Source organism: Bacillus sp. V26, assembly GCF_034296245.1.
GTDB lineage: Bacteria > Bacillota > Bacilli > Bacillales > Bacillaceae > Bacillus > Bacillus halotolerans.
This window is the reverse complement of sequence record NZ_JAXKQF010000007.1, coordinates 91,565-117,253: the sequence shown is the minus strand read 5'-3', so window position 1 is coordinate 117,253 and position 25,689 is coordinate 91,565. Positions and strand designations below refer to the sequence as shown.

The window sequence follows — 25,689 nt, the reverse complement described above, 5'->3', positions numbered from 1 at the left end:
CCGTTATTCCTCCTTTGATTCGTAGTGAACCCAATATGATGATGTTTTAAATAAAATCAGCGTAATCAGCCCGACAATGATAAGCATGATCCACGCCATCGCCGAGGCGTAGCCCATTTGAAAATAGTTAAACGCCCGCTGGAACAAATAGAGTGAATACAATAGCGTCCCGTCAAGCGGACCGCCCTCGCCTTTTGAGATGATATAGGCCGGGGTAAAGGTCATAAAAGCAGAAATCGTCTGCATGACCAGGTTAAAGAAAATAATCGGCGTCAGCATCGGAAGCGTGATCTTAAAGAAGCGCTGTACGCGGTTTGCGCCGTCCACGCTGGCCGCCTCCAAGTACGATGCCGGAATGTTTTTCAGCCCGGCCAGAAAAATCAGCATGGATGACCCAAACTGCCAGACGGACAGCAGAATCAGCGTCCATAACGCGCTTGTCGGGTCTTGGTACCAGAGAATTTTTTGATCGATCCCGACAAAAAACAGCAGCGCATTGATGACCCCGTCATTGCCGAAAATATTGCGCCACATAATGGCAACAGCCACACTTCCGCCGATGATAGAAGGCAGATAAAACAGCGTCCTGTAGATAGCCGTCCCCTTTGCCGCATTGTTTAAAATGACGGCAATAAAAAGCGCGAAGCCGAGGCGGAGCGGAACCCCGGCAAGCACGTACGTGAAAGTGACCTTCAGCGACTGCCAATACTTTTCGTCACCCGTAAACATTTCCTTATAGTTATCGAGCCCAATCCACTTCGGCGCCGTAAACAGGTCGTAGCTTGTAAACGACAGAAACAGGGACGCGCCCATCGGAATCACCGTAAAACAGAAGAAGCCGATAATAAACGGAGAAATAAAAGCATATCCCGCCAGATTGTCTTTTCTCATACTCCGGCTTATTTTCATTCTGTCAGCCCCATTTCCCGTCAATTATTCCTCTCTAAAATGTCATTGGCCTGCTTCCGGAATGTTTTGGCGGCTTTTTCCGGCGATACCTTCTGATACAGAATCTGATCAGACGTATCCTTCAGCAGCTTAATAACCTCCGCGCTTCCCACCGGCTCCGGCGGATCGGCTTTGCTGATATTTTTCGACGCGGCTTCCACATATTCCACAATGTTGGCCTCTTCCTCATTCAGCCCCGGTTTAATGGCATCTGCCACCTTGTCGGATACCGGAACGCCCCGCTCGCCTTTAATCAGCTGGTTCGCTTCTTCATTATTCACGAAGAAATCAATGAATTTCGCGGCCTCTTTTTTATGCTCAGAGCTTTTCGGAATAGAAAACAGCATACTCGGCTTCAGCGTCAGCGCTTTTTCCTTCATTTGCTGCGGCGGCAGATAGAGAGAAAGCGGCGAGTCTGTCAGCCGGGCAAAGCCTAAATATTGATTCGAGTAGTTCCATGTAATGGCTGATTTGCCTTTGACAATAAAGTCATCTTCCATCCCTTTAATTTGGGCGCTTTCGTCCGGTGTTGGCGACGTTTTTGCTTTGACCAGTCTCAGCTGCCGCTCAAAATAGTCAACAAACAGCTTGTCATCCTGATACGCAAGGCCCGTGCCGTCCTCTTTATAAAAACGCTCACCCTTCGTGCGCAAATAATACGGGAAGAAAATATCAGGCGGGTGCATTCCGTTAGAACCGTATATGCCGGCTTTTTCCTGCAGCTCGTACGCCAGCTTCTCATAATCCTTCCACGTCCAGTTTTCCTGCTGAATTGAAGCACCGGCTTTCTTCAGCAGATCATCATTGGCAATCACAGAAAGCACGTTGACCCCAAGTGTAAATCCGTAAAGCTTTCCGTCAATCTTTCCGCCGGACAGCATATTTTCATCGATTGAACTGACATCAATTGTTCCGTCCTTCATATATGGCGATAAATCCTCAAGCTGATTTTTCTTTCCGTATTGCGCCAAATATGCCGTATCCATTTGAATGACATCAGGCAGCTGGCCCGCGGCAGACATTGGCGCAAGCTTCTTCCAATAGTCATCCCAGTTCGCAAATTCCGCTTCAATATGGACGTGCGGATTCTTTTTCTCATATAATTCAATGACCTTTGTTGTATAGTCATGCCGCGGCTGTCCGCCCCACCATGCGATTCTGAGCGTAATGTCTTCCTTTTTCCCTGACGCTTCTTCACCCGCAGAACATCCGCTGAAAAACAAGACGCACACAAGTGACAGCAGCACGTAATAAACCTTCTTCACATCAATCCCCCCTTTAATGTAAGTGCTTACATTTCATTTTAAAGGGTTATAACGGGGCGAAACACTCAAAAAACAGTGGCGAAAGTTAAAAAAACAGAGATGGCTATCCTGCGGAAGCGCCTCCCTGTTTTCTTCTGAATTCTGACGGTGTCAGACCGGTATATTTTTTAAAGACGAGACTGAAATACTTCGGATTATCACCGAATCCGATTTCTTCCGCAATTTCTGATACACTCACATCCCGCCTCAGCTTCATCTGCTTCATCGCATGCTCAAGACGCACCCGCGTAACATATTGGGAAAACTTTTCGCCTGTCTCCTGCTTAAAGATTTTCCCCAAATAATCAGGGTTCATAAACAGCATATCTTTTGCTGCCCATTTTAGAGAGAGATTCGGATTGCCAAGTTCGTCGGCGACAAGCCTGGTGATTTTAGAAATCAAATCACTCCGCTTTTGGTCACCGGCCGTTTCAGTTGCTTCCCGGAACAGCTGTCCTGCGTCCCGCAGCTCCCCCGTCCGGCTGATGATTACCCGGCAGCCTGCAAAGCCATCTGCCGCCTTTTTCTCCAGATCAGGCGTGCCCTCCTCCACGGCAAACACCGCACGTCCTCCGCTGCAGCAAAAAGCTGTCAGCGCGGAACCAAACGCCTCTCTGGCGGCAGAATCTTCAGGCTGAGTGTTCTCCGCGATGATAAGGCGAATCTTCTTACCTGCAAGCGAAGGCGGCGGAGACAGGTGGGTGACACCGGCAATCAAACCTTCCAGGTATTGATCAGCCGCAAAGGAACGGATATGATTCAGCTCATGTTTCAGGTGGGCGGCTTTCTTCTTCCGCACATCATGCAGCTTCAGCTCGGCGATGATTTCCTCTAATGAACGGATAATCTGCTGTTCATTGCAGGGTTTCAGCAAATAATGCCTTACCCCGTATTTCATCGCTTCCTTCGCGTACTCAAACTCCCCAAAACCAGACAGGACGATAAATTGCACGGACGGGCAGACGGCTGACACCTTTTTGATCAGCTCAAGCCCGTCCATACCGGGCATTTTTACATCAGTGATGACGATATGCGGCTGCTTGTTTACGATCTTCTCATACGCTTCAATTCCGTTCTGCGCTTTGCCGACTAAAGAAGCGCCAAGCGTCTCCCACTCAATGATCCCTGCCATTCCGTCAAGAATGATTCTCTCATCATCAGCAAGCAGTATTTTGTACATCACACCACCTCATTTCGGCACGGTATTGTCAGCAAAATCGCCGTTCCCTTCCCTTTCTCGCTTTGAATGCGTAAGCCATACGGCTCCCCGAACATCAGTCGGATGCGTTCATGAATATTCCAGAGCCCGATCCCTCTTCTGCCCGTTTTTTCAAGAATACGTTCGTCCATGCCGGGCCCATTATCTTCGACAGTAATACAGACGCAGTCCTCCGTTTTTTTCGCTTGAAGGCGGATGGCGCATGGCCGAGTAAAAGGCTCAAGCGCGTATTGAATCGCATTCTCCGCCAGCGGCTGGAGTGTCAGCTTCGGAATTCGGCAATGCTTCACCTCATCGGCGATGTCCAGTGTGAAGTTCAAGCGCTCCTCAAACCGGAACCGCTGAATCGTCATATAGTGAAGCACAATATCCGCCTCCTCCTGAAGGGTCACTGTATCTTCTTTGATATGAATGCTGTTTCGCAGGAGAAAACCGAGCGATTCCACCATTTGAGAAATTTGCTTCTGCTGATTCGCTTTCGCCAGCCAATTGATGGACTCAAGCGTGTTATACAAAAAATGCGGGTTGATCTGGGCTTGCAGCGCCTTCAACTCTGTTTCTTTAATAATAAGCTGCTTTTCCACATTTTCTTCCATCAGCTCATTGATCCGCTTCATCATCACGGTAAAATGGCGGTTCAGCGTTCCGGCCTCATCTTGTGTATGTTCCGGCAGTGACAGCGACACGCCCGCCTCAATCCCGCCGTGCTGCACCGATTTCATTGCGGACACAAGCTGCTCGATCGGCTCTGTGATGCTGTTGGCAATCTTCCGCCCGAAAAGCAAAACCACACTGAAAAACAAAAGAAAACACGTACCGATCACCGTTTTCATAAAGGAAATTTTCGCGAACATCTGATCAAAGGGGATGACATTGTAGTAGCTCCAGTTTTGATAGGATGATTGAAGGAAAGAAATAAAATAACGTTTGCCATTCTTTTTTACCAAGTCATAACCAGGATGCCGCAGCGTCTGCTTTGTCATCTCGGGCGTAAGCACCGATGCATGTGCCGAATACACAAGATTGCCGTCCTTGTCTGCGATCATCATGTCTCCGACCGAATCGCCCCAATCCTTCGGCAAGTCACGAATCATCTGTTTCACATTCACTTGAATCAGCACCATTCCCAAGCCATTTAAACTCAGCTGATGAAACGATCTGATTTGCCGCGCTGAAATCAGGACAGGATCTGAATTGCCCAAGGTCATCCAAAGATTCCTGCCTTTTTGCGCTTTCGCCCGTTCAAATACCTCTTCCTGCTGCTGTTTCATAAGGTCCGATGAACTGCTTCCGGCGGAATACTCTGAGCCGCGGGCATCAATCAAATGAATCGAATCAATGTACTTTTCATCGCCGGCATATTGCGCAAGCTGATCCCACAGCTCCTGCTTCATTTGATACTGGTCATACGTATCATCACGGTTTTGCATGCTGAGAATGCGCTGAATTTGTTCATCGGTAATGATTTCATACGATACATCTTCAATTTTCTTCAGCTCGTCTTCAATCCGTTCAGAAGACATCCGCAGGACCTCCGAGGATTTGCGGTAAATCTGCTCATCATAGACATGAAAAGCGTACTGCACCCCGCTGTATACAAACAGAAAGGACACGGCCATGATCAATGACAGAAACACAAACAGCTTATCCTTAATCTTCATCCGCCTGTACCAGTCCGCGACTCTTTCTTTCATGCCGCCTTTTCTTTCTCCTGGCGCTGATCTATTGACATAAATGCTGTAAAGGACAGCTTCGTTAACAACAAGCTCAGCGCGCTGCCGCTGAAAAACAGCAAAAACGTCACATGAAACAGCACTAGAAACAACATTCCGACCGCACCCGCTGCCATCATCAGCGTCACCAATGGCCGGCTGAAGGCAATCAAAAAGCTGATGCTCAGCACCTGTCTGAGCTTTACATCAAAATGAGAAAAGACCGGAAACACATATAACAGCACAAACACGAAAATCAATCCGATGCTCATAAACACATTCACCAGCACAGGCTGATTCATCTGAGCGGCAATCCGTATATCCGCAAACAAAAACAAGCCGGCCGTCACAAGAATGAGCCCCAACAGCTGAGATGCACCCCACTCCTTCTTAAACGTCCGGATAAACACAGAAAACACCGGGACATCCGTGTTCCCCTTCGCCCACTCTCTCGCCACTGAAAACATCGCGGCCGTAGCAGGCATCAACCCAAACACGACGAGCCCGGCAAGAGAAAACAAGATCCACAGCACATTTACATAAGCCAGTCTCATCACCCATGTACAAAAACGATTCAGCCCATTTGTCAGGCTATGTATCATCGACATCACCTTCCCACTACAGAAAACGCTTTCATTGTAAAGTAATATGTATTTCTCCACTCGAAAGAAAATTCCTGCCGTCCCGTAAAAAATTCGACATCATTTGAGACGGCACATGTCTTACCTTCTCCTGATTTGCCTTTTCAGCAGCCGGAACACCGTCTCGATCAAGTACCCGGCAAACGCTCCGACTATCACATGAATCCCAAGCATGCCCAGCGCCATGCCATCCCAGCCGCCGACAAAAAAGATGCTGCACCAAATTGTGATCACACCGAGAACAAGCAGCCCACCCAGTATCCATTCCGGCCATTTATTTTGGGGCATCCTCAACTGCAGAAAAATGGAGACACAAGCGGAAATACAAGCCGTCGCAATGGCCATCACATAAAAAAAGATCATCCGCCCTGTCCTCCCTTTTCAAAAAAGCAAAAAAGCCCCCTAAAAAGGACGCTTATTCTGACTTGTTCAGTTCTTTCTCAAACAAATGAAACCCCGAGGCATCTGATCCCTTGAATTCATATCCCATTCTCCGGTAGAAGGAATGCAAGGCGTCGTTATCAGCAACACAATCAAGACGGATCCGCTTCTTCCCCGGATACTCAACACCTGTCTCCGTCCATGTGAGAATCTCGGCCCCAAGCCCATTCCCCGCAAACCGGCGGCTGACCGCCAGACGATGCAAATAAATGGACTCTTCGTGTCCCTCGTCTCCCCAAAGCGTTCTGTCCCACTCGCTCGGCTCAGGCAGAAGCATCACTACACCAGCCAGCTCTTGATCTTTCTGGAACACAAACACGTGTCCGCTTTCAATTGAGCCAACAATATCATGTGAGTCATGCCCCTCCAGCAGCCCGCTCCATTGGTCAGAGCCCTGGTCCCGCAGCCATTCAGCCGTACGGACGAGCAGTCCCGTTATTTGCTCTGCATCCTCACGATCTGCCAGGCCGGCGTAAAAATCATTTGCGACAGTTTCTTTCGTAATCTTAAAAGATGTCATAAAGGCCCCCCGATCAAAACTAAACTTACATGCATACCTTCATTATAATGCAAGCAAACGACAAAAAAACAGAATATTTTGTCTGTATGTAAAAGGACGCATGAAGGGAGCCCCCGCTGCCTGTTAAAAGAGTTTCTTCTTATCCCGTTCTTCTTTTAAAATCTCAACCGCTTCCCTGAAGCGCATAGAATGCACAATTTCACGTTCACGCAAAAACCGCAGAGAATCGTTCAAATCAGGATCATCCGAAATATCAATCAGCCACTGATACGTCGCCCGCGCTTTTTCTTCTGCTGCGATATCTTCATACAAATCCGCAATCGGATCGCCTTTCGCCTGAATATAGCTTGCCGTAAAAGGCACCCCCGCCGCATTGTGATAAAAAAGCGCGCCGTCATGATTCGCGTAATGATCGCCAAGCCCGGCTTCACGCAGCTGCTCCGGCGTCGCATCTTTCGTCAGCTTATACACCATCGTCGCAATCATTTCCAGATGAGCAAACTCCTCCGTGCCGATATCTGTTAAAAGGCCGATGACCTTATCAGGAATGGTATAACGCTGGTTCAAATACCGGAGAGCCGCGGCCAGCTCGCCGTCCGCTCCGCCATATTGCTCAATCAAATACTTCGCCAGCGTCGGATTGCACGTACTGACCTTGACGGGATATTGCAGCTTCTTTTCATACACCCACATTCAAGCATTCCTCCTTATACTTGCCACGGCCATGGCCCTCGATTCCAATCCCAATCCTCACCCGCGGGACTGTTGCCGTACTGCAAAAGCGGTCCGTAAGATGATTCGAACTGTCTTTTTAAGTGCCTCGAATAACCGGAATATTGATTAAATTGCTTCAGCGCGTCTTCATCATCAGGATGTGTATCTAAATACAGACTCAGCTCAACAAGCACAAAATCTGCTGCTTGAATCTGCTCAAGCTGGCGGTAATATTCCGCATCAACCTTTTTTGTCATGTGTGTCTCCCCCTCGATAAGGATTTTCATAAAAATCATAGAGATCCTTCCAAAGGGTGCCTTTCCTTAAAGCCTCCATCGGTGAAAACTGCTCCATATGCTCAGGCTGAAAGGTCATATAGAGGTTAGGCGGCGTTCTGTAATATTTCTTCCCTATGGGCGGACAGGGATCAAAACGGCTGTGAAAGGGCGTGTATGATTTAACAGGTGTAAACGGCTGCATATCCTTCATTCTGGCTCCTCCTTTCTCAAAAACAATGACCTTAATAGGTATGAGGCAGGAAGCGTCATTATGACAAAAATCTTAATAAGGAAGCTTGATTTGTTTTTCTATACCTGCGATTCGGAGAGGTCCCAAAAGCGTTAAACGTGTTAATTGATTCGCCATAAAGAAAGGACTGTACTTCATGCCGCTCTCCAGCCAGGAACAAATCACCCCGATATGCGCGGAGGTGATATAGCTGACCAGTATCTCTTTCGGAATTTGAAGCTGTTTCTCAGATTCTTCAATGGATGAAAGCAATTCCTCGTAAATTCGTTTCTGAACGAATTCCGCCATCAGACTTCTGAATTGAGGAAGCCCTCTGTCACTCAGCATCACTTGAAAGTACTCGGCGTGTTCATGGATGTACTCAAAGAGCCTCACAAATGAAACAGGCGGATGATCCTCATCCATACTGACCGGCTCCACCGGCGTCTCAGGCTTAACCTGCCGGATTAAATCATCGAGAACCTCCGTCATGCTTTGAAACAGAAAATCCTGTTTATCCCGATAGTGCAAATAAAAAGTGCCGCGGGTCAGATCCGCTTTTTCAGTAATTTCCTGAATCGTAATCGAATTGGCTTCTTTTTCTTTCAGCAGTGCGATCAAAGCGTCTCTTAGATATTTGTTTGTTCTTTTGACTCTCGGATCTACTTTATACTTTTTAGACATTTTTTACCTCCTTGTCTAACTTTTATTTTCTTCTGGACAAATCATCAGCTGATGTCTTCTTCTAAACGTTTGCACGTTCTCTGTTTATTGACCTTTTCCCAAAATCTACTGTACCATGAACTTACATCTTGTACATGATGTAAAGTAATAAACACGATGTTCATTACCTGTTGAAACGAAGCTTCGTGACGTAAAATGAGTGCACTCCATCTGATCTACACCAGCCATGATAAAGAGAGGAGCCTTTGACATGAATGGAAAAATCGCATTAGAAGAGCACTGGGAATCTCCTGATTTTCCGGCAACGGGAAGTCACAATTTTACTGACGATGAATATTTCAGCGCTGTCCAAAAACGATTGCAGGAATTCGAAAAACGGATTGAAGACATGGATAAAAACGGCATCCAAACGTCGATTCTCTCATTAACCCAGCCGGGGATTGAAGGAATCACCGATCCTGACAGAGCTGTGAAACTCGCAAAGCAAATGAACGATCACGCTGCGGAATTCTTCGTTTCCACACATCCAGACCGTTTTAAAGCATTTGCGGCGGTTCCGCTTCAAGATCCTGAAGAAGCCGCGAAGGAGCTGGAGCGGGCAGTAAACGAACTCGGTTTTGTCGGCGCCTTGGTCAACGGCTACAGTAATATCGGGGACGAAAATACCGCTCAATATTTAGACGAGCCACAGGTACGCCCTTTCTGGGAGAAAGCTGCACAGCTTCAGGTTCCCGTCTATCTGCATCCGCGTATCCCGCTGCCAAATCAGCAGCGTATCTATGAAGGCTACGAAGGCCTCCTCGGCTCAGCGTGGGGCTTTGGGGTTGAAACAGCAACACACGCCATCCGCCTGATTCTGAGCGGCCTGTTTGACGAATACCCTGATTTGACCGTAATTCTCGGACACTTAGGCGAGGGTCTGCCGTTTACGCTGCCGCGCGTCGAGCACAGACTGCGCCATCAGCGCCCTGAGACCCACGGAAACCATAAAAAAGCGCCGACTGAATATCTCCGCAAACACTTTTATCTCACAACAAGCGGCGTATTCAGAACACAGGCATTAATTGATACATTGTTAGAGGTCGGCTCTGACCGCATCTTATTCTCGGTGGACTATCCGTATGAAACGATGGAAGAAATCTCTTCCTGGTTTGACCAGTGTCCAATCAGTGAAACAGACCGATTCAAAATCGGCACCGAAAACGCGGCCAGCCTTTTTAAACTCAATAGATAAAAAGAAGACCTTCGGCAGAGCCGAAGGTCTTTCTGGACTATTCAGTCCAAAATGAGATCAGCGCGTCCAGTACGAAGCGTGATCAGCCGCAAACTCATCCAGCGAGCGGGGCTCTTTTCCCGTGACACGCTTCACTGTATCCGTCACCCGGTGTTCGGCACCATGGCGGATCGCTTCTTCTAATTCCGCCATAAAACGGGCGTAATCCGCAGGCAAACCTGCTGTTTCCATCCTGTTTTGCAGTTCGGAAGAAGAAATGCTGACATGCGTCACCGCCGGACGTCCCGCCGCGGCTCCGATGATCTCCGCCGCTTCATCGTAGCTCAGCGCCTCAGGTCCCGTCAGAATATGATGAGTATTATGAGGCACACTGTCAATCAAAGCACGCACTCCTGTTTCCGCAATATCATCAGCATCAATAAAACCAAGTTTCCCTTCACCCGCCGCCGCGATGATTTGCCCTTCAGTTTGAATGGACATGCGATGCTGGACATTGATGAAGTTTTGCATGAAGTATGACGGCCGCAGCACCGCCCATTCCGGAAACCCGCGTACTGCACGATGCAATGCCCCAAACACAGGACCATCCTCAGAAACAGCGGACGCGCTGAGCATCACCACACGTTCAGCACCGAGCCGCTGTGCTTCCTTTAAAAAGGGAAGCACATAAGGAGACGGATCAAACACACCAACCGGCGCAACGAGGTAAATCCGTTTCACCCGCTCCAATGCAGGCGTAAAGCTGGACTCATCCTTCCAATCAAAATATACATACTCCGCATTGCTAATCTCGCCCTTTTTCCTGCTCGCGATGCGAACGCTGTAACCCTGCTCAATTAACCGTTTAGCAATCCGGCTCCCTGTTGTGCCGGTTCCTCCCGTAATCAGAATCTGATCGTGACTCATCATTTTTCATCCTCCTCTGTTTGTACAAATGTTTCTTCAAACGTCTCATTTACGACAAGCGGATTCCAATAATCCTTATAATGCAAAATGCTGCCGTCCTTCGTTTCAATCACACTGATATAGGTTTGCCGGTAAGGCAGCCCAGTCGCGATCGAATAGCCTTCACATTGAAACTCCGCAATGATCGTGTTTGTATCAGCCGAGCGATACACTGTCGGAGCAGTAAAAGCAGAAATATGAATGTTATCAGGAAAATCCTTAATATAATCGTAAATGGCCGCCTTCCCTTCAATTCTTTCCGGAAATCCCTCTGGCGCATAGGGAATCTCCAATACGGCATGTTCATCCCACAGCTCTGTCCAGCGCTCCATATCCTTTTCAAGCATATATTGCATAAATTGATTCAGTGTGTCACATGCTTTTTCGTATTCCGTCATCATCATGGATCATCACCTCGTTTATTTTAGACCATTCAGTCCGAAAACTGCATCAAAGGGCAAAGCACCCTTTATCAAAAAAAGTTAATCAAGTACAGATAAACTCACTTCAACATAATCCTGAAGCTGGTTAAAATCAGCAGAAACCTTAGCGATAAACGTCAGAGACAGCCGGCTCTGGTTTAAATAACGGGCAAGCGCCGATATATCAAGATGTTCCTTCAATTCTCCTTCAGCCTGTGCCCTTCTCAGCGCCTGATAAAAGGCCGTCTCAAGCTGTTTCGTCTGCCCTTCAAAGTACTGGGCAAGGTCCGAATCATGCGGGATTTGTTCAATAGCGCTGTTGATGATAAAACACGCCTTTGAACGTTCAGGATCTTTCAGGACATTCACACCCTCCTGAAAAATATCACGAATGGCTTCCTTGACAGAGCCCGGTGCCTCAAGCCTTTCCACAACAGCCGCGTTTTTTCCCTCAAGATACGTTTTCACAGCGGACAAAAACAGATCCCGCTTCGTTCCATACGTATCGTACAAACTCTGGCGCGCAATGCCTAAATGAGAAAGCAGCTCTTGCAGCGACGTGCCTTCGTAGCCATACTCTCCAAAAACCTCTATCGCTCTGCGTAAAACAAGCGCGGTATCGAATTCTTTATTCCTACCCAAACGAATATCACCTCCTGCAAGAAGATATTACCTTTTCTAGACTGAACAGTCAAGAAAAACAAAAAAACACCCTTGATCAGCAAGAGTGTCCGTTCTCCACGCTTTTTATTTATGGCCGTCTTTTCCCCAGTGCCCCATTTGGTGGTGATGGTGCCCGTAGTTACCATCATGATGATGCCCGTAATTTCCGTCCTCATGATGGCCATAATTTCCATCCTGATGGTGTCCGTAATTTCCATCCTGATGGTGTCCGTAATTTCCATCAGGGTAATGGTGGTGATGTCCATCATTATCATAGTGCATTCCGTAGCTCGGATCACTCATTGAGCTCGGATAGCCTCCGCTTGGGTAGCCGCCGAATCCTCCAGACATGCCATAACCCGGGTAGCCTGCGCCTCCATAACCTGGTTGGCCCATCCCTGTATACATGCCATGGCCCGGATAACCCGCGCCTCCATAACCTGGTTGGCCCATCCCCGTATACATGCCATGGCCCGGATAGCCCGCGCCTCCGTACATGCCGAATCCCGGATCGCCTGCACCATAGCCTGGGTAAGCACCAAAACCGGGTCCGCAGCAGAAGTGTCTTGTATCAGTCATATCCAATCTCTCCTTCACATAGGTTACAGTCCAGCGTATGAGAAGAGCTTACAGATCGTATAGACACCTGCCTATAAACGGATAAAACAATTTCCCGGACAATAAAAAAAGCAGACCATGACAGTCTGCTCCTTTTTTATTCACCAAGATCTACGTTATGATACACCTGCTGAACGTCTTCCAAGTCCTCTAACGCGTCAATCAGCTTTTCGAACTGTTCTTTCGCGTCCTCAGGAAGTGTCACTTCACTTTGCGCAAGCATGGTCAGCTCCGCTACCGTAAATTCCTCAACGCCCGCGTTTTTAAATGCCTCCTGCACTGCATGGAATTGATCCGGCTCCGCATAGACGATCACGCTGTCATCCTCTTCTAAAATATCACGGACATCCACATCCGCTTCCATGAGAATTTCAAGCGCTTCATCAGCCGTTTTGCCTTCCACACCAATAACAGCCGTTGCGTCAAACATGTAAGCAACAGATCCGCTCACACCCATGTTTCCGCCATTTTTTCCGAACGCCGCACGCACTTCCGGCGCCGTACGGTTCACATTATTCGTCAGCGCATCAACGATAATCATTGATCCGTTCGGCCCGAAGCCCTCATAACGAAGCTCATCATAATTTTCTTCCGCTCCGCCCTTCGCCTTCTCGATCGCACGTTCAATGATATTTTTCGGCACGCTGTAAGTCTTCGCGCGCTCAAGCACAACCTTCAGCGCCTGATTGGATTCCGGATCAGGCTCGCCCTGCTTAGCCGCCACATAAATCTCACGGCCAAACTTTGCGTAAACCCGACTCGTATTTGCGTCCTTAGACGCCTTCTTCTCTTTAATATTGTTCCACTTACGGCCCATGATGTTCCACTCTCTTTCATATATATCAATCTAAATACTGTTATTCACTTTAACCATTATACCTCAAATGCTTTGGTTGTTTCGAGTGTCTTGCGTTAGAAATAGAAGGAATGCGATAGTTTAAAAGTACGAGACGACACAAACTTCCAATAAAGCAAGAAAAAAAGCCCTAGCTAAGGGCTTTCTTATCCTGATCAGTCATGTCATTGTGAGGAGAATGATCGATATACGTCGTGTTTCGATCCGTTGATTCCTTAACACCGCCGGAGTTTGTCAAGAAAGGAAAAGACAGGCTGCCGCCAAATATAAGTGTTACACCAAGACATACCATCACTTTTTTCTTAATATTCATATAGACACTCCCCTTTTTGAATATCCTTTTGCGCTTGCAGCACTTTTCGGTAAAGCACAGCAGCATCTTCAAAATGACAGCGGCTTTCAAATACAGATGCCGCACTTTGGGCACATGCTTCCACATAGGCGTGCAGATTCTTTTCTTTAAAGCAGCTCAATACATCATGAATCCTGTCTTCATCCATAACATCTTTGTACACCGCCTGTAAGAACGTATACAATTCTTTATAGTATTTATGGTGAAGCGTATTTGGATATTTTTTGATATGTTCTAAACCTTCATCTATAAACTGAAACGCCTGCTGTTTTTGTCCAGCTTTACATAATGTCCAGCTTAACCCAAACAAGACTTTCGGCAGCAAGTCAGGGACCGTTTCTCTGCTTACTTTCGCCGCTTTTTGGAAGTGCTCAATTGCCAAATCATATCTTCCTGACCTGTCATAACTGTTGGCGATGTTCAATAAAGAGATGCCAATGAACCTGTCGTTTTGAATGTCCATTGCCAGCTCCAGCGCCTTTCTTAAATGCGGGAGCGCTTTATCATAACATCTGAAGTCATCATAATTTCCCGCTACGATAAACATGCTTTGTATTCTTCTCATGCTGTATAACGGATGATCTTGATAAATGTCTAAGGCTTGAAGGATATGATGCATCGACACATGAGTTTGTTTCATATTGTAGTATGCTTCTGCCACCTTAAAATGAAATTCCGCTTTCTCGATTTCATCTGTTACAAACGGAAGCTCCTTCTCCGCCTCACGGTAATATCCAATCGCTTCAACATATTCTTTCTGATCAAATTCATACATGCCGCGGAAAAACAAAGAGTAGTATTTCAAAAGACCTGTGAGTTTTTTCTGAGGGGCTTCAATCGTTTCTAAAAGCTCTGTCACTGTAGGGCGATTCCCGTATGTTTGTCCCGGCTCCAAATAATCCAGCATCAGCTGGTGCCGAAAACACATCAGAGAATAATAGATCAGCAAATCCTGATCCTCTTCCATCTGCTGAATGTCCTGCTCCACTTCCGCTTTCAGAACCTCAGCATCCGGAACACTGAACTGTCGAATCATCTTGTACCATTCATTAATCTTAACACCAACACGCGAAGATGGTATCGCTTGCTTCACTCGCTTCCCTCCCTCTCTGTAAGATATGTCATATTCTATCAATCCCAAATTTTGAAAACAAGACAACAGGAAGAAATTGTTTTTTCATCCTGTCAATTTGTTTTTCTCCGCTAAAAAGGACCCCATGGAAGGGTCCCGTGTCACTTATTTCCTATACGTTTTCACCGATCGTACACCACCACAAAATCCTGAACCTTCACTTGTTCCTCAGGCAAATCAAACTGATAAAGCTTCTTCTTAGATCGAATATCAAACACACCCACATATCCGCCAATGCCCTTTTTATGCTCTTCCTGGGCAACAACATACAGTTGATTCCCCTTAAACTTCCCCTCCATATAAGGGAATTTCAAGTCGTATGTATGAAAAGAAAAATCCTTCCCCTCATACCAGAACGAAAATGGATTTGGTAGCGGATGCTTTTTTATGGCATCCTTCTCCAGCGTGTAATAAAAAGACTCGTGTTCCGCTAATAATACAATGTCTGTTGATGCGTAAGATTTTGTTTGAATGTACGGCACATCCGCCACCTTGAACGTGCGCCTATTAAATCTTTCGCCTGTTGAGGTTGAGAGCAGCGTACTTTCTTTCATGAAGGGATTGGAGTAAATAAAAAAGATGCGGTCTTCTTCAGGATGGATGGCGGAAGCTTTGACAGGATACGTATTCTTATTTTGAGAGTAAATATATGCAATCAACATAAAAACACTTGCGAGCAAGCCTAATAGTATATAACGCTTTTTCATATAAACAACTCCCATTATATGGTTAAAAACTCTATATCGTTTTCAACGTGCTCTGCACATTTCCCTTGTAACCCAATAAAAAAAGAACTTCTCAATAGAAGTTCTCACTTATTTTTCTCGTAGGATTGTTTGATCAATCCCGTGATATATTCAATGTGTTCGTCGTCCTTTATGAAAATCTCATAGTCGCCATTTCCCCAGTGGCCGGTCTCAGAGACATCCCGCATTCTCTCTTCAGGATCCTGCAATTCTCCCTTTTTCATATTCACCCACACCTTAAGTCCGCTTTTTAAAAGAGAAATATCCACGAAGTTTCGCTTATTTGACGTAAACGCAATATAAATCTTCGTCGGTTTGATTGAAATATGATCGTCCAAGTTTAAAATGAATTCCTTTAGCTGCTGATAAAGCTCTATGATGTCAAACGGCTTATCTGCAAGGTGATCCTCTTCAGAAAACACTTTAATTTCTTTACTGACCTCTTGAATGGTCTCACTTTGCCGCGAAATGGTCTTAATCGACTCGGATACGCCCTCAGCTTTCATTTGATTCATATGAATCAGATCATTTTCATATCTTTTAATCTCCCACAATTCAATTGGAAGATCTTTAAAATGAATGGATTGCTTTTGATACACCGTAAAAACAGGTGAAATAAAAATGACCTTAGACTGCGACCAGTCCACATCATCCCGCTTTAAAGGACGATCATGATTCTCATTGTATTCAAGAATAAAATCAGCTTTATGATTAAGCATCGCCGCTAAATAAGCATAGCCTTGGTCAACAACACTAAAGTTCTTCGTATTTTTATACTCAATAATCACGAAAGCATTCGTCTCATCATCAAACGCTAGCGTATCAATGCGAAAATTACTGATCCTAAATTCAGATTTTACAAACCTGAGACCTAGCATCTTCCGAAGATTGGTTTCACATAAATCCTGAATCTCTTTCTCTTTTTTAAACGGTTTCTGGCGAATATCTTCTATCTGATTTTGTTTGTTTACTTTATAGAGATACATGCTAGGCTCCTTTTATTTTACTAGTTCCATTAAGGTTTCTAAAGATAGACTTGAAACCGGATTTTGCGTTTTCGTTTTCAGCGTACTGCCAATCAAATAAGAATAGTCACGGCACTCTGCCAATTGAAACCGGACTCTATTATTCGTTTTAGTGATCTTGGCGGGTTCATCAGATTCCCACGAATCAACGATCTTGTAAACATTTAAAATTACACCGCTCCGAATAACAATTGCCCGTTTACATTCCTTTGCCCTGGACAATTTCATATCCCAGTTCCCGCAGGCACGGTTCGTTAGCGTGTCGCCTTTTTGAATATCCTTGATCTTTATGATTAAGAAATCTTTATCCAAATGAGCTCTTCCCCTTTTTATTGATCTATCATCATCATATCAAAACTGCGCACTTAGACACATGCCGAATGACTCATTTTTCCACCAAAACACGTTCTCACCCCCACCCTTATTCTGCTCCGTGGTAAAATTTTGATATTGAGTGTAAAAAAGAAGGGAAATGGTCATGAAAGTACTTGAAGCCAAAACACTGCTTTCTGAAGCAACAGACCGCGCGAAAGAGTATAAAGAACTAAGAACGCAAATGGTCAATTTGAGAAAAGCCTTAAAAAGCGTCGCTGATCTCAGTGACAGCGAATTCTCAGGAAAAGGCGCCAGCAACATCAAAGCCTTCTATCACGACCACGTCGGCGTCACCGACCAATGGATCGACTACATCGACATGAAAATCGCATTTTTCAACAGCATCGCCGGAGCCGTTGAGGATAAAGCCCTCTCTGACGCATACATCGAAGAATCCTTTCTGGAACATGAGCTGGCAAACGCCCACAAAAAATCGAAATCCATCATGTCCGAACAGAAAAAAGCCATGAAAGACATACTGAACGATATCAACGACATCCTCCCGCTCGACCTGTTTTCAACAGAAACCTTCAAAGACGAGCTGGCCGATGCCAACGACAAACGCAAAAAAACACTGGAAAAATTGAACGCCTTAGACGAAGACCTGAATACAGAATACGCCCTGTCAGAACCAAACGAACAATTCATCAAGTCCGACTTCCAAAAGCTCCAAGAGGCAACGGGCAAAGGCAAAAACGCCACACCTATCCACTACAACGCCAAGGCGTATCGTGAGAGTGACATACATAAGAAAAAAGGCGATATTGAAAAGCGGACGAATGCTTACTTGAAGATTAAGAAAGAGGAAGCGAAGGAACGAGAGATCAAAGACTTAAAGAAAAAGCTTGCGAGTGGTGTCTCAGACCCGGATGAGTATTTAGAAATTGCGAAGAAGATTGGGTATGAGAACCTTGAGCCTGCACAGTTACAGTATGTAGTGCAGCTGGAACAAGCAAAACAGCTGAAGACTGTCGGTGAAAGTGTGATCAATGCCGGTAAGACAGTAATTGATTTCGTCGATGGAGTTAATGATGGAATTGACGATGTGATTGACGATACGATATATGGCGTCAAAGACTTGGTTGTGGGCACATGGGAATTTTCGCAGCTCCCTACCGAACTTAAACTGACAAAAACAATTACAACAGTTTTGAGCGTACCTTCTTATTCAAAAATCATCTGGACAAACCTCGCCGACTCATGGAATGATAAAATGGTAAATGGCGATGCTTACGAAAAAGGGCATTATATCAGTTATGCAATAGGAAATCTCGTTGGTCCAAAAGGTGCAGGTGCCGCAGTGCAAACGACTACCAAGCTTTCTAAGGTAGGTAAAGTGGTTGAAGGTGGAACAGTAGCAACTCATGTGAAGACAGGGGTCAAAAAAACAAACGATTTCTTCAGTTCACTTATAACAGATAAAAAACAACTAGCTTTGGCCGGCATTGCTCAAGATATAGAAAATACACATAACGTAAAGAATACATCATTACTCAAAAAGGCAATTGAAGAAAAAAGTAATCTTCACGTGAAATCTGAAACATCTAATTCTGGTAATTATACAGGTAATATCAAACCAGTAGCTAACATGGAAACGTTCTTTACTGAAATGGAATTTGGAACTTTAATTAAAGACTCTGTTACAAAAACAAAAATTAAATATGATGGTCAGTCAATTTATAAACTCACTAAAAAAATTGATAATGAATATCTAAAAAAGGGTTTTGGGATTTATCTAGATGGTATGCATAAGGACCATCTTGAAGTTATAGATAAAAAAGGGAAGGTAAAGTACGTTCTTAATCTAGACGGGACCCTTAATATCGATAAAACCAAGAAAGCAACAGGCAGAACAATAAAAAACTGGAGATGAGAACATATGATAGAAAAATTAAAAACAATTTTAACTCACTTGGAAAATTTAAATAATCATGTTGGAGGTGAAATAATTTCTAAAGAGGAATTGAAAGAACAACACGAAAATTTACATGACTTCAAAAAATTAATTGAATCGTTAGATAAACTTTTAGAAGAAAGCAAAACTGTAGATTATAATAACCCCGATTCGATTGATAATAACTTAATGAATATTCACAAACTAATGACTTCATTTGAATGGCATTTTTCAGAAATCGATGATTTAACTGTAACTCTGTTCAAAAATTACAAAGATTCATTAGGTTAATAAATATTTTTTATGATCCCCTTAATCTCAAGGGGATTTTTGTCTCTTACAATATTGAATATAAGGAGCAACGTTTTGACAGTAAGAAGAGAATTAATAAAACAAATTAATTTAACAATCACATCAATAAAAACAAACAATCAAAAGAGTCCAACTCCAATGGTGAAAAACATATTAAAAAGATACGAAGAGGCAAAAGAATTTATCCAACATTCAACAGAGGAACAATTCGAAAAAGACCTCTCTAAAGTTAGAAATAAACTAGATACTCTGACAGCATATCTAGAATCAGCTAACGACTACATGAATCCTATGCTCAAAGAAATGCATAAGACAGAAAAACTGCTAAAAGAGTATGACGAAACTGCTCAGTCGTAATAACCGCAATCCTAACTTTACGAATTGAGTTTCCACTAACCCTCACAAAACCAAATATAAAGCGAAACACCAAAACTCCCTTTTGCGGACTGCACCGAAAATTTTTTTTGCGGTCTCTCAACCCCTTTCTATTAAATTTCAATATTGATAAAATTTACATAATTAGTGAGAAGAGGAAGGGTGAGAAGTTTGGGCACGATTTCGTCTCCGCACGTTGGGATGAAAATTAATGAGTGGAACCGGCATATTCAAAAGTTTAATGTGACTGACGCTGAAATGCTTAAAGCTGAGATTGAGCGGGACATTGACGTCATGGAAGAAGACCAAGACCTCTTGATTTACTATCAGCTCATTGCATTTCGCCATCAGCTTATGATTGACTATGTGATTCCATCTGAAGGAAACCAAATGAAGTTATCAGAATATTTAAAGAGAATTGAAGGCAGCAACAGGAAGATGGAGAAGCTCGTTGAATACTACTATTACTTTTTTCAAGGAATGTATGAATTCAAAGAGGGCAATTTCTTAAGTGCCATTACATTCTATCAAAAAGCGGAAAATACAATTCCTTATATTTCAGATGAAATCGAGCGGGCAGAATTTTATTTTAAAATGGCTGAAGTGTTTTATCATATGAAACAAACCCATGTATCCATGCACTATTCTTCTCAGGCGTATAACATTTATAAAACGCACGACCTTTACTCAGTCCGCCGCATACAATGCCATTTTGTGATCGCAGGAAACTACGATGACCTAGAAAGTCATGAAAAGGCGCTCCCTCACCTCGAACAGGCACTAAAAGGCGCACGGCTGCTTGAAAGCAAAAACAAGCGAATTTACGGCCAAGCTTTATTCAATATCGGAAATTGTTATCTTAAAATGGGCGAATTGACGAAAGCAGCAAAATACATGGAGCAATCGATACTCCAATTCAAAAAATCAAATTTCAACAACTTGACACAAGCTTACCACGATTTAGCCTTAATTTATTTTCTTCAACATAAACAAGACCAAGCAATGGATTGTTTCAGAAAAGGCGTACGCTTCGCATGTAAATTCGACGATGGCCTATTTAAAATTATGTTTGAAGGATTACAGGCGCTGTTTGTCAAAAAAGGAGAAGCGTCCATTTTATTAAATGTTTTCAACAAATTAGAGACATCCCAAGGATATCCTTATATGGAAGAGTTGGCATTATTAGCCGCAAAGTTTTATACTGAAATTGGGCAGATGGATGATTCTGTTATCTGTTTCAAAAAGATGGTTCATGCCCGCAAACAAATTCAGAGAGGGGATTGTTTGTATGAAATTTAAACTGACGTTGTGCGCTGTAGTTGCTTTGATCGGTGTAAGCTTTATCAGTTCTTCCTTAGGAAATGAAGTAAACGTAGCATCCAGAAACATGACAAGCAAAGCTGCAAACGATTCAACGAACTCCCTAGCAGACAAAGCCATCTTTGACAAGGAAATGACGATTGCAGAAAACGGAACGCTTGGTTAAGGACAAGACGCAGCTTTTGGCTGCGTCTGTTTTAATAGCATCATTTTATTTAATACCTGTATTGTGCTTTTTCTTCAGCAACTGATGAAGACTTAAAAAACTCATTCTCTTTATAATTCATTTGCATCTGTTTCATCCTCTTTAAAAAGTAATTTTCCAGTTCTTTGTCTATGCAATAAATAAAACAGCCTTTCTGTCCCCGAGTCATCAATGTTCTGTACGTGTTACGGATAATTTCGTCTGCAAGCTTCTCCGCTTCATCTGAATTTTGCTTTAACATTTTCTTCAAACCACGTAAGGAGGTATCTGTTTTTGCCCGCTTTGAATGATCGGTCAATACTACTCCATCCCTGCATACTAGATCATCACCTATAATTACACCTACATAATCAAATTCCAAACCTTGGCATGTGTGTATACAACCTATTTCATTAACAGAATCTTCATCAATTGCCCACGTGTCAGAGTTATTTAAATTCCAACTCATTCCGAATTGATATTCAGGAATCTCGATATCATGGAATTCTGTTTTAGCTTTTCCTTCCTTCACCCAGTTCCAACAGTAACCAGCAACTATTCGAGATTTATTATTAACTTTATTCAACTTTTCTATCTCTTTACGCAGTTCATTTGGATTTTTATATATACGAAAATCATAGTTCGTTCCAATATAATTAGAATTTGCAGTTTCTCGAATTTGCAGAACATCATCTAACCAGCTTATATAACCATCTGAACCATTGCAACGAAACTGTGAATCCAGTTTCATATTTGTAATCTTGGCACCTAATTCTTTTGAGAATTTATGAATTGTATCAATGCTCCCAATATCCTTTAACGTCACTCTTTGACGTTCATCAATAAAAAAAACAGAAAGTTTGGAAGCATTTATTATTTCCTTAATTTGATTTTCCCCAAGGTTATTAAATAACCCCGATTTTTCATTTAATCGATGCGATTCATCAACAACCAAAACATCAAATTCATCTGATGGAGCATTAATATAACTGCCCGATCCTGTAAATAAATTATCAATGTGACCTTTTCGAAAGTTTTGTTTTAACTTAGTAGCATATATATTTCTCGGAGCTGCATTTTTTGTTACATATTGTGCTACCAGACTTCGATTTGTTGCTTCTACTAATAAATTTATTGCAAGAACAGACTTTCCTGTACCAGGGCCGCCTTCAACAACTAAGACTTGTTTTGTGTTTGTACGTAACGCTTCATTTGCTAAATGTAAAGCAGCCTCATAAACGACTTTTTGATCATCAATCATCATAAACTCTTGGTTACCTTGAAGCATACTGTTTAACGCATCTTGAAGAGACTTTGAAGGCCTTATTCTTCCTTTATCTATTGTATATAGAATTTCTTTGTTGTCTCCATACTTAACATACTTTTTAATGAAATCACGAAGCTTGCCTGAATCACCTTTGATAAAAACAGGTGCTTCTTTTATGTAATAATCATATATTGAATCAGTTAACGGATCATCTGTACCCTGATTCAAGTAGTTATGTAAGTATGCACAAGGATATAGATTGATATCTTCTTTTTGAGCATTTTCATTATAGTCTTTAATTAATGCAGCATAAGACCAAGCTTGATAAGAGGGGTGGATTGTCTCACGTAAACCTTGATTTATAAACGTTTTAACGATAGCCTCTTTACCATCAATTTTCTCTACTTTCTCCCATTGTTTAAGTTCTACAATCACAACAGATGAACGGCCATCTTTATCTGACCCAGATATAAGAAAATCAATACGCTTTGAAGTATGGGGTATTTTGAACTCAATAGCAATTCCTGCGTCCTTAGGAATTTCTCTATCACTTAATACCCTATACATGTACTGCATAGAGTTATCCCAGGATCTAACCTCTCTCTCATTGATTTTGCCAATCTTGTCATTGTAGTTTTTGCATATATTTGTTACCAATTTATCGTCAAACACATCACTTAGAAACTCTTCCTTTGTAGCTTCATAAACTATCATTTCCTTCACCTTTTCATTTTTACTATCTTTTTATAAGTATACATTTGAATTTATACGATCATTAACACTAAAATACTTTTAGATAAACTTATTTGTTAATTTTATCACATTCAAATAACCTATATTTTTTATCGGTAAAAAAAGCAATACTTTACTTCATTCATTTTTTAATAATTTATAAAAAAAGACAGTGTCCTGTAAAAAAGACACTGTTTATTTCAATATTAGCTTCGCCACACACTCCACATGATTCGTATGCGGAAACATATCCACAGGCTGCACTTCGCGTGTCGCATACCCGCCATCCTCAAGCACCCGTAAATCTCTCGCCAGCGTCCCAGGATTACAGGACACATACACCACCCGCTTCGGTTTCATCTCCACAATCGTCCGCAGGAGTGCTTCGTCGCAGCCTTTTCTTGGCGGGTCGACGACTAGTGTATCGGCCGTGATGCCTTCTTCATACCACTTTGGAATCACGGTTTCCGCTTCACCGACCGCGAACTCAGCGTTTGTGATGCCGTTGAGCTCGGCGTTTCGTTTGGCATCCTCAATTGCCTCCGGCACAATCTCTACTCCGTACACTTTTTTCGCCTGCTTTGCCAGGAAGAGAGAAATCGTTCCGATGCCGCAGTAGGCGTCGATGACGGTTTCTTCGCCTTTCAGCTCCGCGTACTCAAGCGCTTTGTCGTATAGCACTTTTGTCTGCTCTGGGTTGACCTGATAGAACGATCTGGCGGAGATGGCGAATTTGACGTCTCCGATGAGGTCGTAGATGTATTCTTCGCCCCAGATGACGTTTGTTTCGTTCCCAAAGATGACATTTGTTTTGTTTGGGTTGATGTTTTGCACGATGGATTTGACGTGCGGGAATTGCGCTGTGATGTCTTCAATGATCTTCGCTTTGTGCGGGAAGTCGTTTGTTCTTGTGATGAAGACGATCATCATTTCACCCGTCACGACGCCGTATCTGACCATGATGTGGCGGAGCCAGCCTTTGTGGCGTTCTTCGTTGTAGGCTTTGACACCGTATGTGGCACAAATGTCTTTGACGGCTTGGACGGCTTCGTCGTTTTTGGATTGCTGGATCAGGCAGGCGCTCATGTCGATGATGTCATGGCTTCTTTGCTGATAGAATCCGGCGACGAGTCCGCCTTCCCGTTCTCCTACCGGCACCTGTGCTTTGTTCCGGTAGTTCCAAGGGTCTTGCATGCCGAGTGTCGGGTGCACGGTGACGTTGGACAGGTCCAGCTTGCCGATCCGTTCTAAGACGTCTTTGACTTGTTTTTGTTTAAACAAGAGCTGGCCTTCGTAGGTCATGTGCTGAAGCTGGCAGCCGCCGCATTGCTTGTAAATCGGGCATGGAGCGTCGGTCCTGTGCGGGCTTTCTTCCTTCAGCTCAATCAGGCGGCCGAAGGCAAAGCCTTTTTTGACACGTGTGACTTTGATTTGGGCTTTTTCTTCCGGCAGGGCGTTCGGCACGAAGATCGGGAAGCCCTGCACCTTTGCGACGCCCGCTCCTTCGTGCGTCAAATCTTCAAATGTCACGTCGTAGTATTCATTTTTTTCTACTGGGGGTTTCATTTTCATGTATGTTCACCTCTTGTTTTAAGCGAAAGAAAAACTTGGCTCATTAAAGCCAAGTTTTTAGTCATCCAGCTGTTCCGCTTTCTCCTTCGGCATGACGACGTGAATGTGTCGGTACAGATTCACGAATTCGCCCGGCAGCATGCCGCCGTACTCGCCGTCCAGGTTCAGCTGCATCTTTTCTGATACATTGACTTTCACGCGGTTCGCTTTTGTATAAATAATGTGCTGATCGTTGATGTGTTCGCCGCGGAGCGCCATTGATGCGACTCTGATAAATTCAGCAAGGTTTGCTTTCTTTAATATCATCAAATCAAACATGCCGTCATTCAGGCTGGAATCCGGCGCGAGTTTTTCGAACCCGCCGACGGAATTTGTCAGCGTGACCAAAAACAGCATGATTTCACCTTGAAACAGCTTGCCGTCATATTCAATCTCGACTTCTGTCGGACGAAGTGAAGGCAGCATTTCCATTCCCTTTAAATAATAAGCAAGCTGGCCGAGCATCGTTTTGAGTTTGCTTGGGACGTCGTACGTCAGCTCCGTCAGGCGGCCTCCGCCGGCGATATTGATAAAATACTGGCCGTTGACCTGTCCGATGTCGATCGGGCGGGCAACACCGTTAATCACCGTATCCGCCGCTTTTAAAATATCCTCTCGCGGAATGCCGAGCGCTCTGGCAAAGTCATTTGTTGTGCCGACTGGAATGACGCCGAGTGTCGGACGATTGTCTAGTGGAGCAAGCCCGTTGACGACCTCGTTGATCGTTCCGTCTCCGCCTGCCGCAATGATCAGGTCAAACTCACGCAATGCCGCTTCCTTGGCAGCATGCGTTGCGTCTCCCGCACATGTTGTGGCATGGGTGGAGGTTTCATAGCCGGCTTGTTCAAATTTTTGCAGGACCTGGGCAAGATGCTTTTTAAAAACCTCCCGTCCCGAAGTCGGATTGTATATTATGCGTGCACGTTTCATTATCTC

The 25,689-nt window shown here is 44.1% G+C and carries 30 protein-coding genes; 6 read left to right on the top strand and 24 right to left on the bottom strand.

Going from position 1 to position 25,689, the window contains the following annotated elements:
• Positions 1-3: 3 nt before the first annotated feature.
• The 11 genes from UJ203_RS18075 to UJ203_RS18025 form a co-directional block, all read right to left on the bottom strand.
• Positions 4-933, bottom strand: a complete 930-nt coding sequence (locus UJ203_RS18075; RefSeq protein ID WP_105991305.1) for a carbohydrate ABC transporter permease — start codon at positions 931-933, stop codon at positions 4-6.
• Positions 930-2,213: an ABC transporter substrate-binding protein gene (locus tag UJ203_RS18070; protein WP_322012967.1), complete on the bottom strand. Its 1,284-nt coding sequence runs from the start codon at positions 2,211-2,213 to the stop codon at positions 930-932. Before UJ203_RS18070 ends, UJ203_RS18075 begins: the two co-directional genes overlap by 4 nt.
• A 103-nt stretch (positions 2,214-2,316) precedes the next feature.
• Positions 2,317-3,432 carry a response regulator transcription factor gene (locus UJ203_RS18065; protein ID WP_248338655.1) on the bottom strand — a complete coding sequence of 372 codons (1,116 nt, stop codon included), beginning with the start codon at positions 3,430-3,432 and terminating at the stop codon, positions 2,317-2,319.
• On the bottom strand, positions 3,432-5,165 hold the full coding sequence (locus UJ203_RS18060; protein ID WP_322012962.1) for a sensor histidine kinase: 1,734 nt from the start codon (positions 5,163-5,165) through the stop codon (positions 3,432-3,434). Before UJ203_RS18060 ends, UJ203_RS18065 begins: the two co-directional genes overlap by 1 nt.
• Positions 5,162-5,791 (bottom strand): YesL family protein, encoded by a 630-nt coding sequence (locus tag UJ203_RS18055; protein ID WP_322012961.1) that lies wholly within the window; start codon positions 5,789-5,791, stop codon positions 5,162-5,164. The genes UJ203_RS18060 and UJ203_RS18055 overlap by 4 nt, the downstream gene beginning before the upstream one ends.
• A 114-nt stretch (positions 5,792-5,905) precedes the next feature.
• Positions 5,906-6,187, bottom strand: coding sequence for a YesK-like family protein (locus tag UJ203_RS18050; RefSeq protein WP_305934946.1), 282 nt, complete (start codon positions 6,185-6,187; stop codon positions 5,906-5,908).
• A gap of 52 nt (positions 6,188-6,239) precedes the next feature.
• Positions 6,240-6,785, bottom strand: a complete 546-nt coding sequence (locus tag UJ203_RS18045; RefSeq protein WP_105954767.1) for a GNAT family N-acetyltransferase — start codon at positions 6,783-6,785, stop codon at positions 6,240-6,242.
• Between the two features lie 123 nt (positions 6,786-6,908).
• Positions 6,909-7,478, bottom strand: a complete 570-nt coding sequence (cotJC, locus tag UJ203_RS18040; protein WP_024120490.1) for a spore coat protein CotJC — start codon at positions 7,476-7,478, stop codon at positions 6,909-6,911.
• Between the two features lie 14 nt (positions 7,479-7,492).
• The gene (gene cotJB, locus UJ203_RS18035; RefSeq protein ID WP_024120489.1) at positions 7,493-7,756 is read right to left on the bottom strand and encodes a spore coat protein CotJB; all 264 of its coding nucleotides are present in this window, start codon (positions 7,754-7,756) and stop codon (positions 7,493-7,495) included.
• Positions 7,740-7,988 carry a spore coat-associated protein CotJA gene (gene cotJA / locus UJ203_RS18030; protein WP_024120488.1) on the bottom strand — a complete coding sequence of 83 codons (249 nt, stop codon included), beginning with the start codon at positions 7,986-7,988 and terminating at the stop codon, positions 7,740-7,742. The genes cotJB and cotJA overlap by 17 nt, the downstream gene beginning before the upstream one ends.
• A 72-nt stretch (positions 7,989-8,060) precedes the next feature.
• A complete protein-coding gene (locus UJ203_RS18025; protein WP_322012954.1) occupies positions 8,061-8,690 on the bottom strand; it encodes a TetR-like C-terminal domain-containing protein in 630 nt (209 codons plus the stop codon).
• 250 nt (positions 8,691-8,940) lie between these two features.
• On the opposite strand from UJ203_RS18025, the gene UJ203_RS18020 reads away from it, so the two are divergent.
• Complete coding sequence (locus UJ203_RS18020; RefSeq protein WP_322012952.1) at positions 8,941-9,924, top strand: amidohydrolase family protein; 984 nt, start codon at positions 8,941-8,943, stop codon at positions 9,922-9,924.
• Between the two features lie 57 nt (positions 9,925-9,981).
• Here UJ203_RS18020 and UJ203_RS18015 read toward each other — a convergent pair whose 3' ends face one another.
• From UJ203_RS18015 to UJ203_RS17970, 10 genes are all read right to left on the bottom strand, one after another.
• On the bottom strand, positions 9,982-10,833 hold the full coding sequence (locus UJ203_RS18015; protein WP_322012950.1) for an NAD-dependent epimerase/dehydratase family protein: 852 nt from the start codon (positions 10,831-10,833) through the stop codon (positions 9,982-9,984).
• Positions 10,830-11,273, bottom strand: a complete 444-nt coding sequence (locus tag UJ203_RS18010) for a nuclear transport factor 2 family protein (RefSeq protein ID WP_202853034.1) — start codon at positions 11,271-11,273, stop codon at positions 10,830-10,832. The genes UJ203_RS18015 and UJ203_RS18010 overlap by 4 nt, the downstream gene beginning before the upstream one ends.
• A 78-nt stretch (positions 11,274-11,351) precedes the next feature.
• Positions 11,352-11,933, bottom strand: a complete 582-nt coding sequence (locus tag UJ203_RS18005) for a TetR/AcrR family transcriptional regulator (RefSeq protein WP_105954762.1) — start codon at positions 11,931-11,933, stop codon at positions 11,352-11,354.
• Between the two features lie 105 nt (positions 11,934-12,038).
• Entirely contained in the window at positions 12,039-12,533 is a 495-nt protein-coding gene (locus UJ203_RS18000) for a spore coat protein (protein ID WP_105954761.1), read from the bottom strand.
• Between the two features lie 136 nt (positions 12,534-12,669).
• Positions 12,670-13,389, bottom strand: a complete 720-nt coding sequence (locus UJ203_RS17995) for a YebC/PmpR family DNA-binding transcriptional regulator (RefSeq protein WP_010333282.1) — start codon at positions 13,387-13,389, stop codon at positions 12,670-12,672.
• Between the two features lie 169 nt (positions 13,390-13,558).
• Positions 13,559-13,741, bottom strand: coding sequence for a hypothetical protein (locus UJ203_RS17990; RefSeq protein ID WP_044163478.1), 183 nt, complete (start codon positions 13,739-13,741; stop codon positions 13,559-13,561).
• Complete coding sequence (locus tag UJ203_RS17985) at positions 13,731-14,873, bottom strand: Rap family tetratricopeptide repeat protein (protein ID WP_322012943.1); 1,143 nt, start codon at positions 14,871-14,873, stop codon at positions 13,731-13,733. Before UJ203_RS17985 ends, UJ203_RS17990 begins: the two co-directional genes overlap by 11 nt.
• Positions 14,874-15,034: 161 nt before the next feature.
• Positions 15,035-15,619 carry a hypothetical protein gene (locus UJ203_RS17980; RefSeq protein ID WP_322012941.1) on the bottom strand — a complete coding sequence of 195 codons (585 nt, stop codon included), beginning with the start codon at positions 15,617-15,619 and terminating at the stop codon, positions 15,035-15,037.
• A 104-nt stretch (positions 15,620-15,723) separates the two neighbouring features.
• Positions 15,724-16,644 carry a DUF5655 domain-containing protein gene (locus UJ203_RS17975; RefSeq protein WP_248339914.1) on the bottom strand — a complete coding sequence of 307 codons (921 nt, stop codon included), beginning with the start codon at positions 16,642-16,644 and terminating at the stop codon, positions 15,724-15,726.
• Positions 16,645-16,656: 12 nt separating this feature from the next.
• Positions 16,657-16,995, bottom strand: coding sequence for a hypothetical protein (locus tag UJ203_RS17970; RefSeq protein ID WP_248339913.1), 339 nt, complete (start codon positions 16,993-16,995; stop codon positions 16,657-16,659).
• Between the two features lie 166 nt (positions 16,996-17,161).
• On the opposite strand from UJ203_RS17970, the gene UJ203_RS17965 reads away from it, so the two are divergent.
• The 5 genes from UJ203_RS17965 to UJ203_RS17945 all read left to right on the top strand — a co-directional run bounded on the left by UJ203_RS17965 (position 17,162) and on the right by UJ203_RS17945 (position 21,125).
• Complete coding sequence (locus tag UJ203_RS17965) at positions 17,162-18,931, top strand: ribonuclease YeeF family protein (protein ID WP_322012934.1); 1,770 nt, start codon at positions 17,162-17,164, stop codon at positions 18,929-18,931.
• Between the two features lie 6 nt (positions 18,932-18,937).
• Complete coding sequence (locus UJ203_RS17960; RefSeq protein WP_021481282.1) at positions 18,938-19,243, top strand: hypothetical protein; 306 nt, start codon at positions 18,938-18,940, stop codon at positions 19,241-19,243.
• Between the two features lie 75 nt (positions 19,244-19,318).
• Positions 19,319-19,621, top strand: coding sequence for a hypothetical protein (locus UJ203_RS17955; RefSeq protein ID WP_322012931.1), 303 nt, complete (start codon positions 19,319-19,321; stop codon positions 19,619-19,621).
• A gap of 189 nt (positions 19,622-19,810) precedes the next feature.
• Positions 19,811-20,938 carry a Rap family tetratricopeptide repeat protein gene (locus UJ203_RS17950; RefSeq protein WP_123374319.1) on the top strand — a complete coding sequence of 376 codons (1,128 nt, stop codon included), beginning with the start codon at positions 19,811-19,813 and terminating at the stop codon, positions 20,936-20,938.
• On the top strand, positions 20,928-21,125 hold the full coding sequence (locus tag UJ203_RS17945; RefSeq protein ID WP_071582158.1) for a hypothetical protein: 198 nt from the start codon (positions 20,928-20,930) through the stop codon (positions 21,123-21,125). The genes UJ203_RS17950 and UJ203_RS17945 overlap by 11 nt, the downstream gene beginning before the upstream one ends.
• A 49-nt stretch (positions 21,126-21,174) precedes the next feature.
• On the opposite strand, the gene UJ203_RS17940 is transcribed toward UJ203_RS17945, so the two are convergent.
• The 3 genes from UJ203_RS17940 to UJ203_RS17930 all read right to left on the bottom strand — a co-directional run bounded on the left by UJ203_RS17940 (position 21,175) and on the right by UJ203_RS17930 (position 25,683).
• Positions 21,175-23,124 (bottom strand): DUF2075 domain-containing protein, encoded by a 1,950-nt coding sequence (locus tag UJ203_RS17940; RefSeq protein WP_105991289.1) that lies wholly within the window; start codon positions 23,122-23,124, stop codon positions 21,175-21,177.
• 213 nt (positions 23,125-23,337) lie between these two features.
• Positions 23,338-24,714 (bottom strand): 23S rRNA (uracil(1939)-C(5))-methyltransferase RlmD, encoded by a 1,377-nt coding sequence (gene rlmD / locus UJ203_RS17935; RefSeq protein ID WP_322012926.1) that lies wholly within the window; start codon positions 24,712-24,714, stop codon positions 23,338-23,340.
• A gap of 57 nt (positions 24,715-24,771) precedes the next feature.
• Positions 24,772-25,683, bottom strand: a complete 912-nt coding sequence (locus tag UJ203_RS17930) for a diacylglycerol kinase (RefSeq protein WP_010333270.1) — start codon at positions 25,681-25,683, stop codon at positions 24,772-24,774.
• Between the last annotated feature and the right edge of the window lie 6 nt (positions 25,684-25,689).

Excerpts from the sequence above, each read along its gene's own strand:
- UJ203_RS18065 (WP_248338655.1), bottom strand. The coding sequence starts at position 3,432 with ATGTACAAAATACTGCTTGCTGATGATGAGAGAATCATTCTTGACGGA.
- UJ203_RS18060 (WP_322012962.1), bottom strand. The coding sequence starts at position 5,165 with ATGAAAGAAAGAGTCGCGGACTGGTACAGGCGGATGAAGATTAAGGAT.
- UJ203_RS18055 (WP_322012961.1), bottom strand. The coding sequence starts at position 5,791 with ATGTCGATGATACATAGCCTGACAAATGGGCTGAATCGTTTTTGTACA.
- UJ203_RS18050 (WP_305934946.1), bottom strand. The coding sequence starts at position 6,187 with ATGATCTTTTTTTATGTGATGGCCATTGCGACGGCTTGTATTTCCGCT.
- UJ203_RS18045 (WP_105954767.1), bottom strand. The coding sequence starts at position 6,785 with ATGACATCTTTTAAGATTACGAAAGAAACTGTCGCAAATGATTTTTAC.
- cotJC (WP_024120490.1), bottom strand. The coding sequence starts at position 7,478 with ATGTGGGTGTATGAAAAGAAGCTGCAATATCCCGTCAAGGTCAGTACG.
- cotJB (WP_024120489.1), bottom strand. The coding sequence starts at position 7,756 with ATGACAAAAAAGGTTGATGCGGAATATTACCGCCAGCTTGAGCAGATT.
- cotJA (WP_024120488.1), bottom strand. The coding sequence starts at position 7,988 with ATGAAGGATATGCAGCCGTTTACACCTGTTAAATCATACACGCCCTTT.
- UJ203_RS18025 (WP_322012954.1), bottom strand. The coding sequence starts at position 8,690 with ATGTCTAAAAAGTATAAAGTAGATCCGAGAGTCAAAAGAACAAACAAA.
- UJ203_RS18020 (WP_322012952.1), top strand. The coding sequence starts at position 8,941 with ATGAATGGAAAAATCGCATTAGAAGAGCACTGGGAATCTCCTGATTTT.
- UJ203_RS18015 (WP_322012950.1), bottom strand. The coding sequence starts at position 10,833 with ATGATGAGTCACGATCAGATTCTGATTACGGGAGGAACCGGCACAACA.
- UJ203_RS18010 (WP_202853034.1), bottom strand. The coding sequence starts at position 11,273 with ATGATGATGACGGAATACGAAAAAGCATGTGACACACTGAATCAATTT.
- UJ203_RS18000 (WP_105954761.1), bottom strand. The coding sequence starts at position 12,533 with ATGACTGATACAAGACACTTCTGCTGCGGACCCGGTTTTGGTGCTTAC.
- UJ203_RS17995 (WP_010333282.1), bottom strand. The coding sequence starts at position 13,389 with ATGGGCCGTAAGTGGAACAATATTAAAGAGAAGAAGGCGTCTAAGGAC.
- UJ203_RS17990 (WP_044163478.1), bottom strand. The coding sequence starts at position 13,741 with ATGAATATTAAGAAAAAAGTGATGGTATGTCTTGGTGTAACACTTATA.
- UJ203_RS17980 (WP_322012941.1), bottom strand. The coding sequence starts at position 15,619 with ATGAAAAAGCGTTATATACTATTAGGCTTGCTCGCAAGTGTTTTTATG.
- UJ203_RS17975 (WP_248339914.1), bottom strand. The coding sequence starts at position 16,644 with ATGTATCTCTATAAAGTAAACAAACAAAATCAGATAGAAGATATTCGC.
- UJ203_RS17965 (WP_322012934.1), top strand. The coding sequence starts at position 17,162 with ATGAAAGTACTTGAAGCCAAAACACTGCTTTCTGAAGCAACAGACCGC.
- UJ203_RS17960 (WP_021481282.1), top strand. The coding sequence starts at position 18,938 with ATGATAGAAAAATTAAAAACAATTTTAACTCACTTGGAAAATTTAAAT.
- UJ203_RS17945 (WP_071582158.1), top strand. The coding sequence starts at position 20,928 with ATGAAATTTAAACTGACGTTGTGCGCTGTAGTTGCTTTGATCGGTGTA.
- UJ203_RS17940 (WP_105991289.1), bottom strand. The coding sequence starts at position 23,124 with ATGATAGTTTATGAAGCTACAAAGGAAGAGTTTCTAAGTGATGTGTTT.
- rlmD (WP_322012926.1), bottom strand. The coding sequence starts at position 24,714 with ATGAAAATGAAACCCCCAGTAGAAAAAAATGAATACTACGACGTGACA.
- UJ203_RS17930 (WP_010333270.1), bottom strand. The coding sequence starts at position 25,683 with ATGAAACGTGCACGCATAATATACAATCCGACTTCGGGACGGGAGGTT.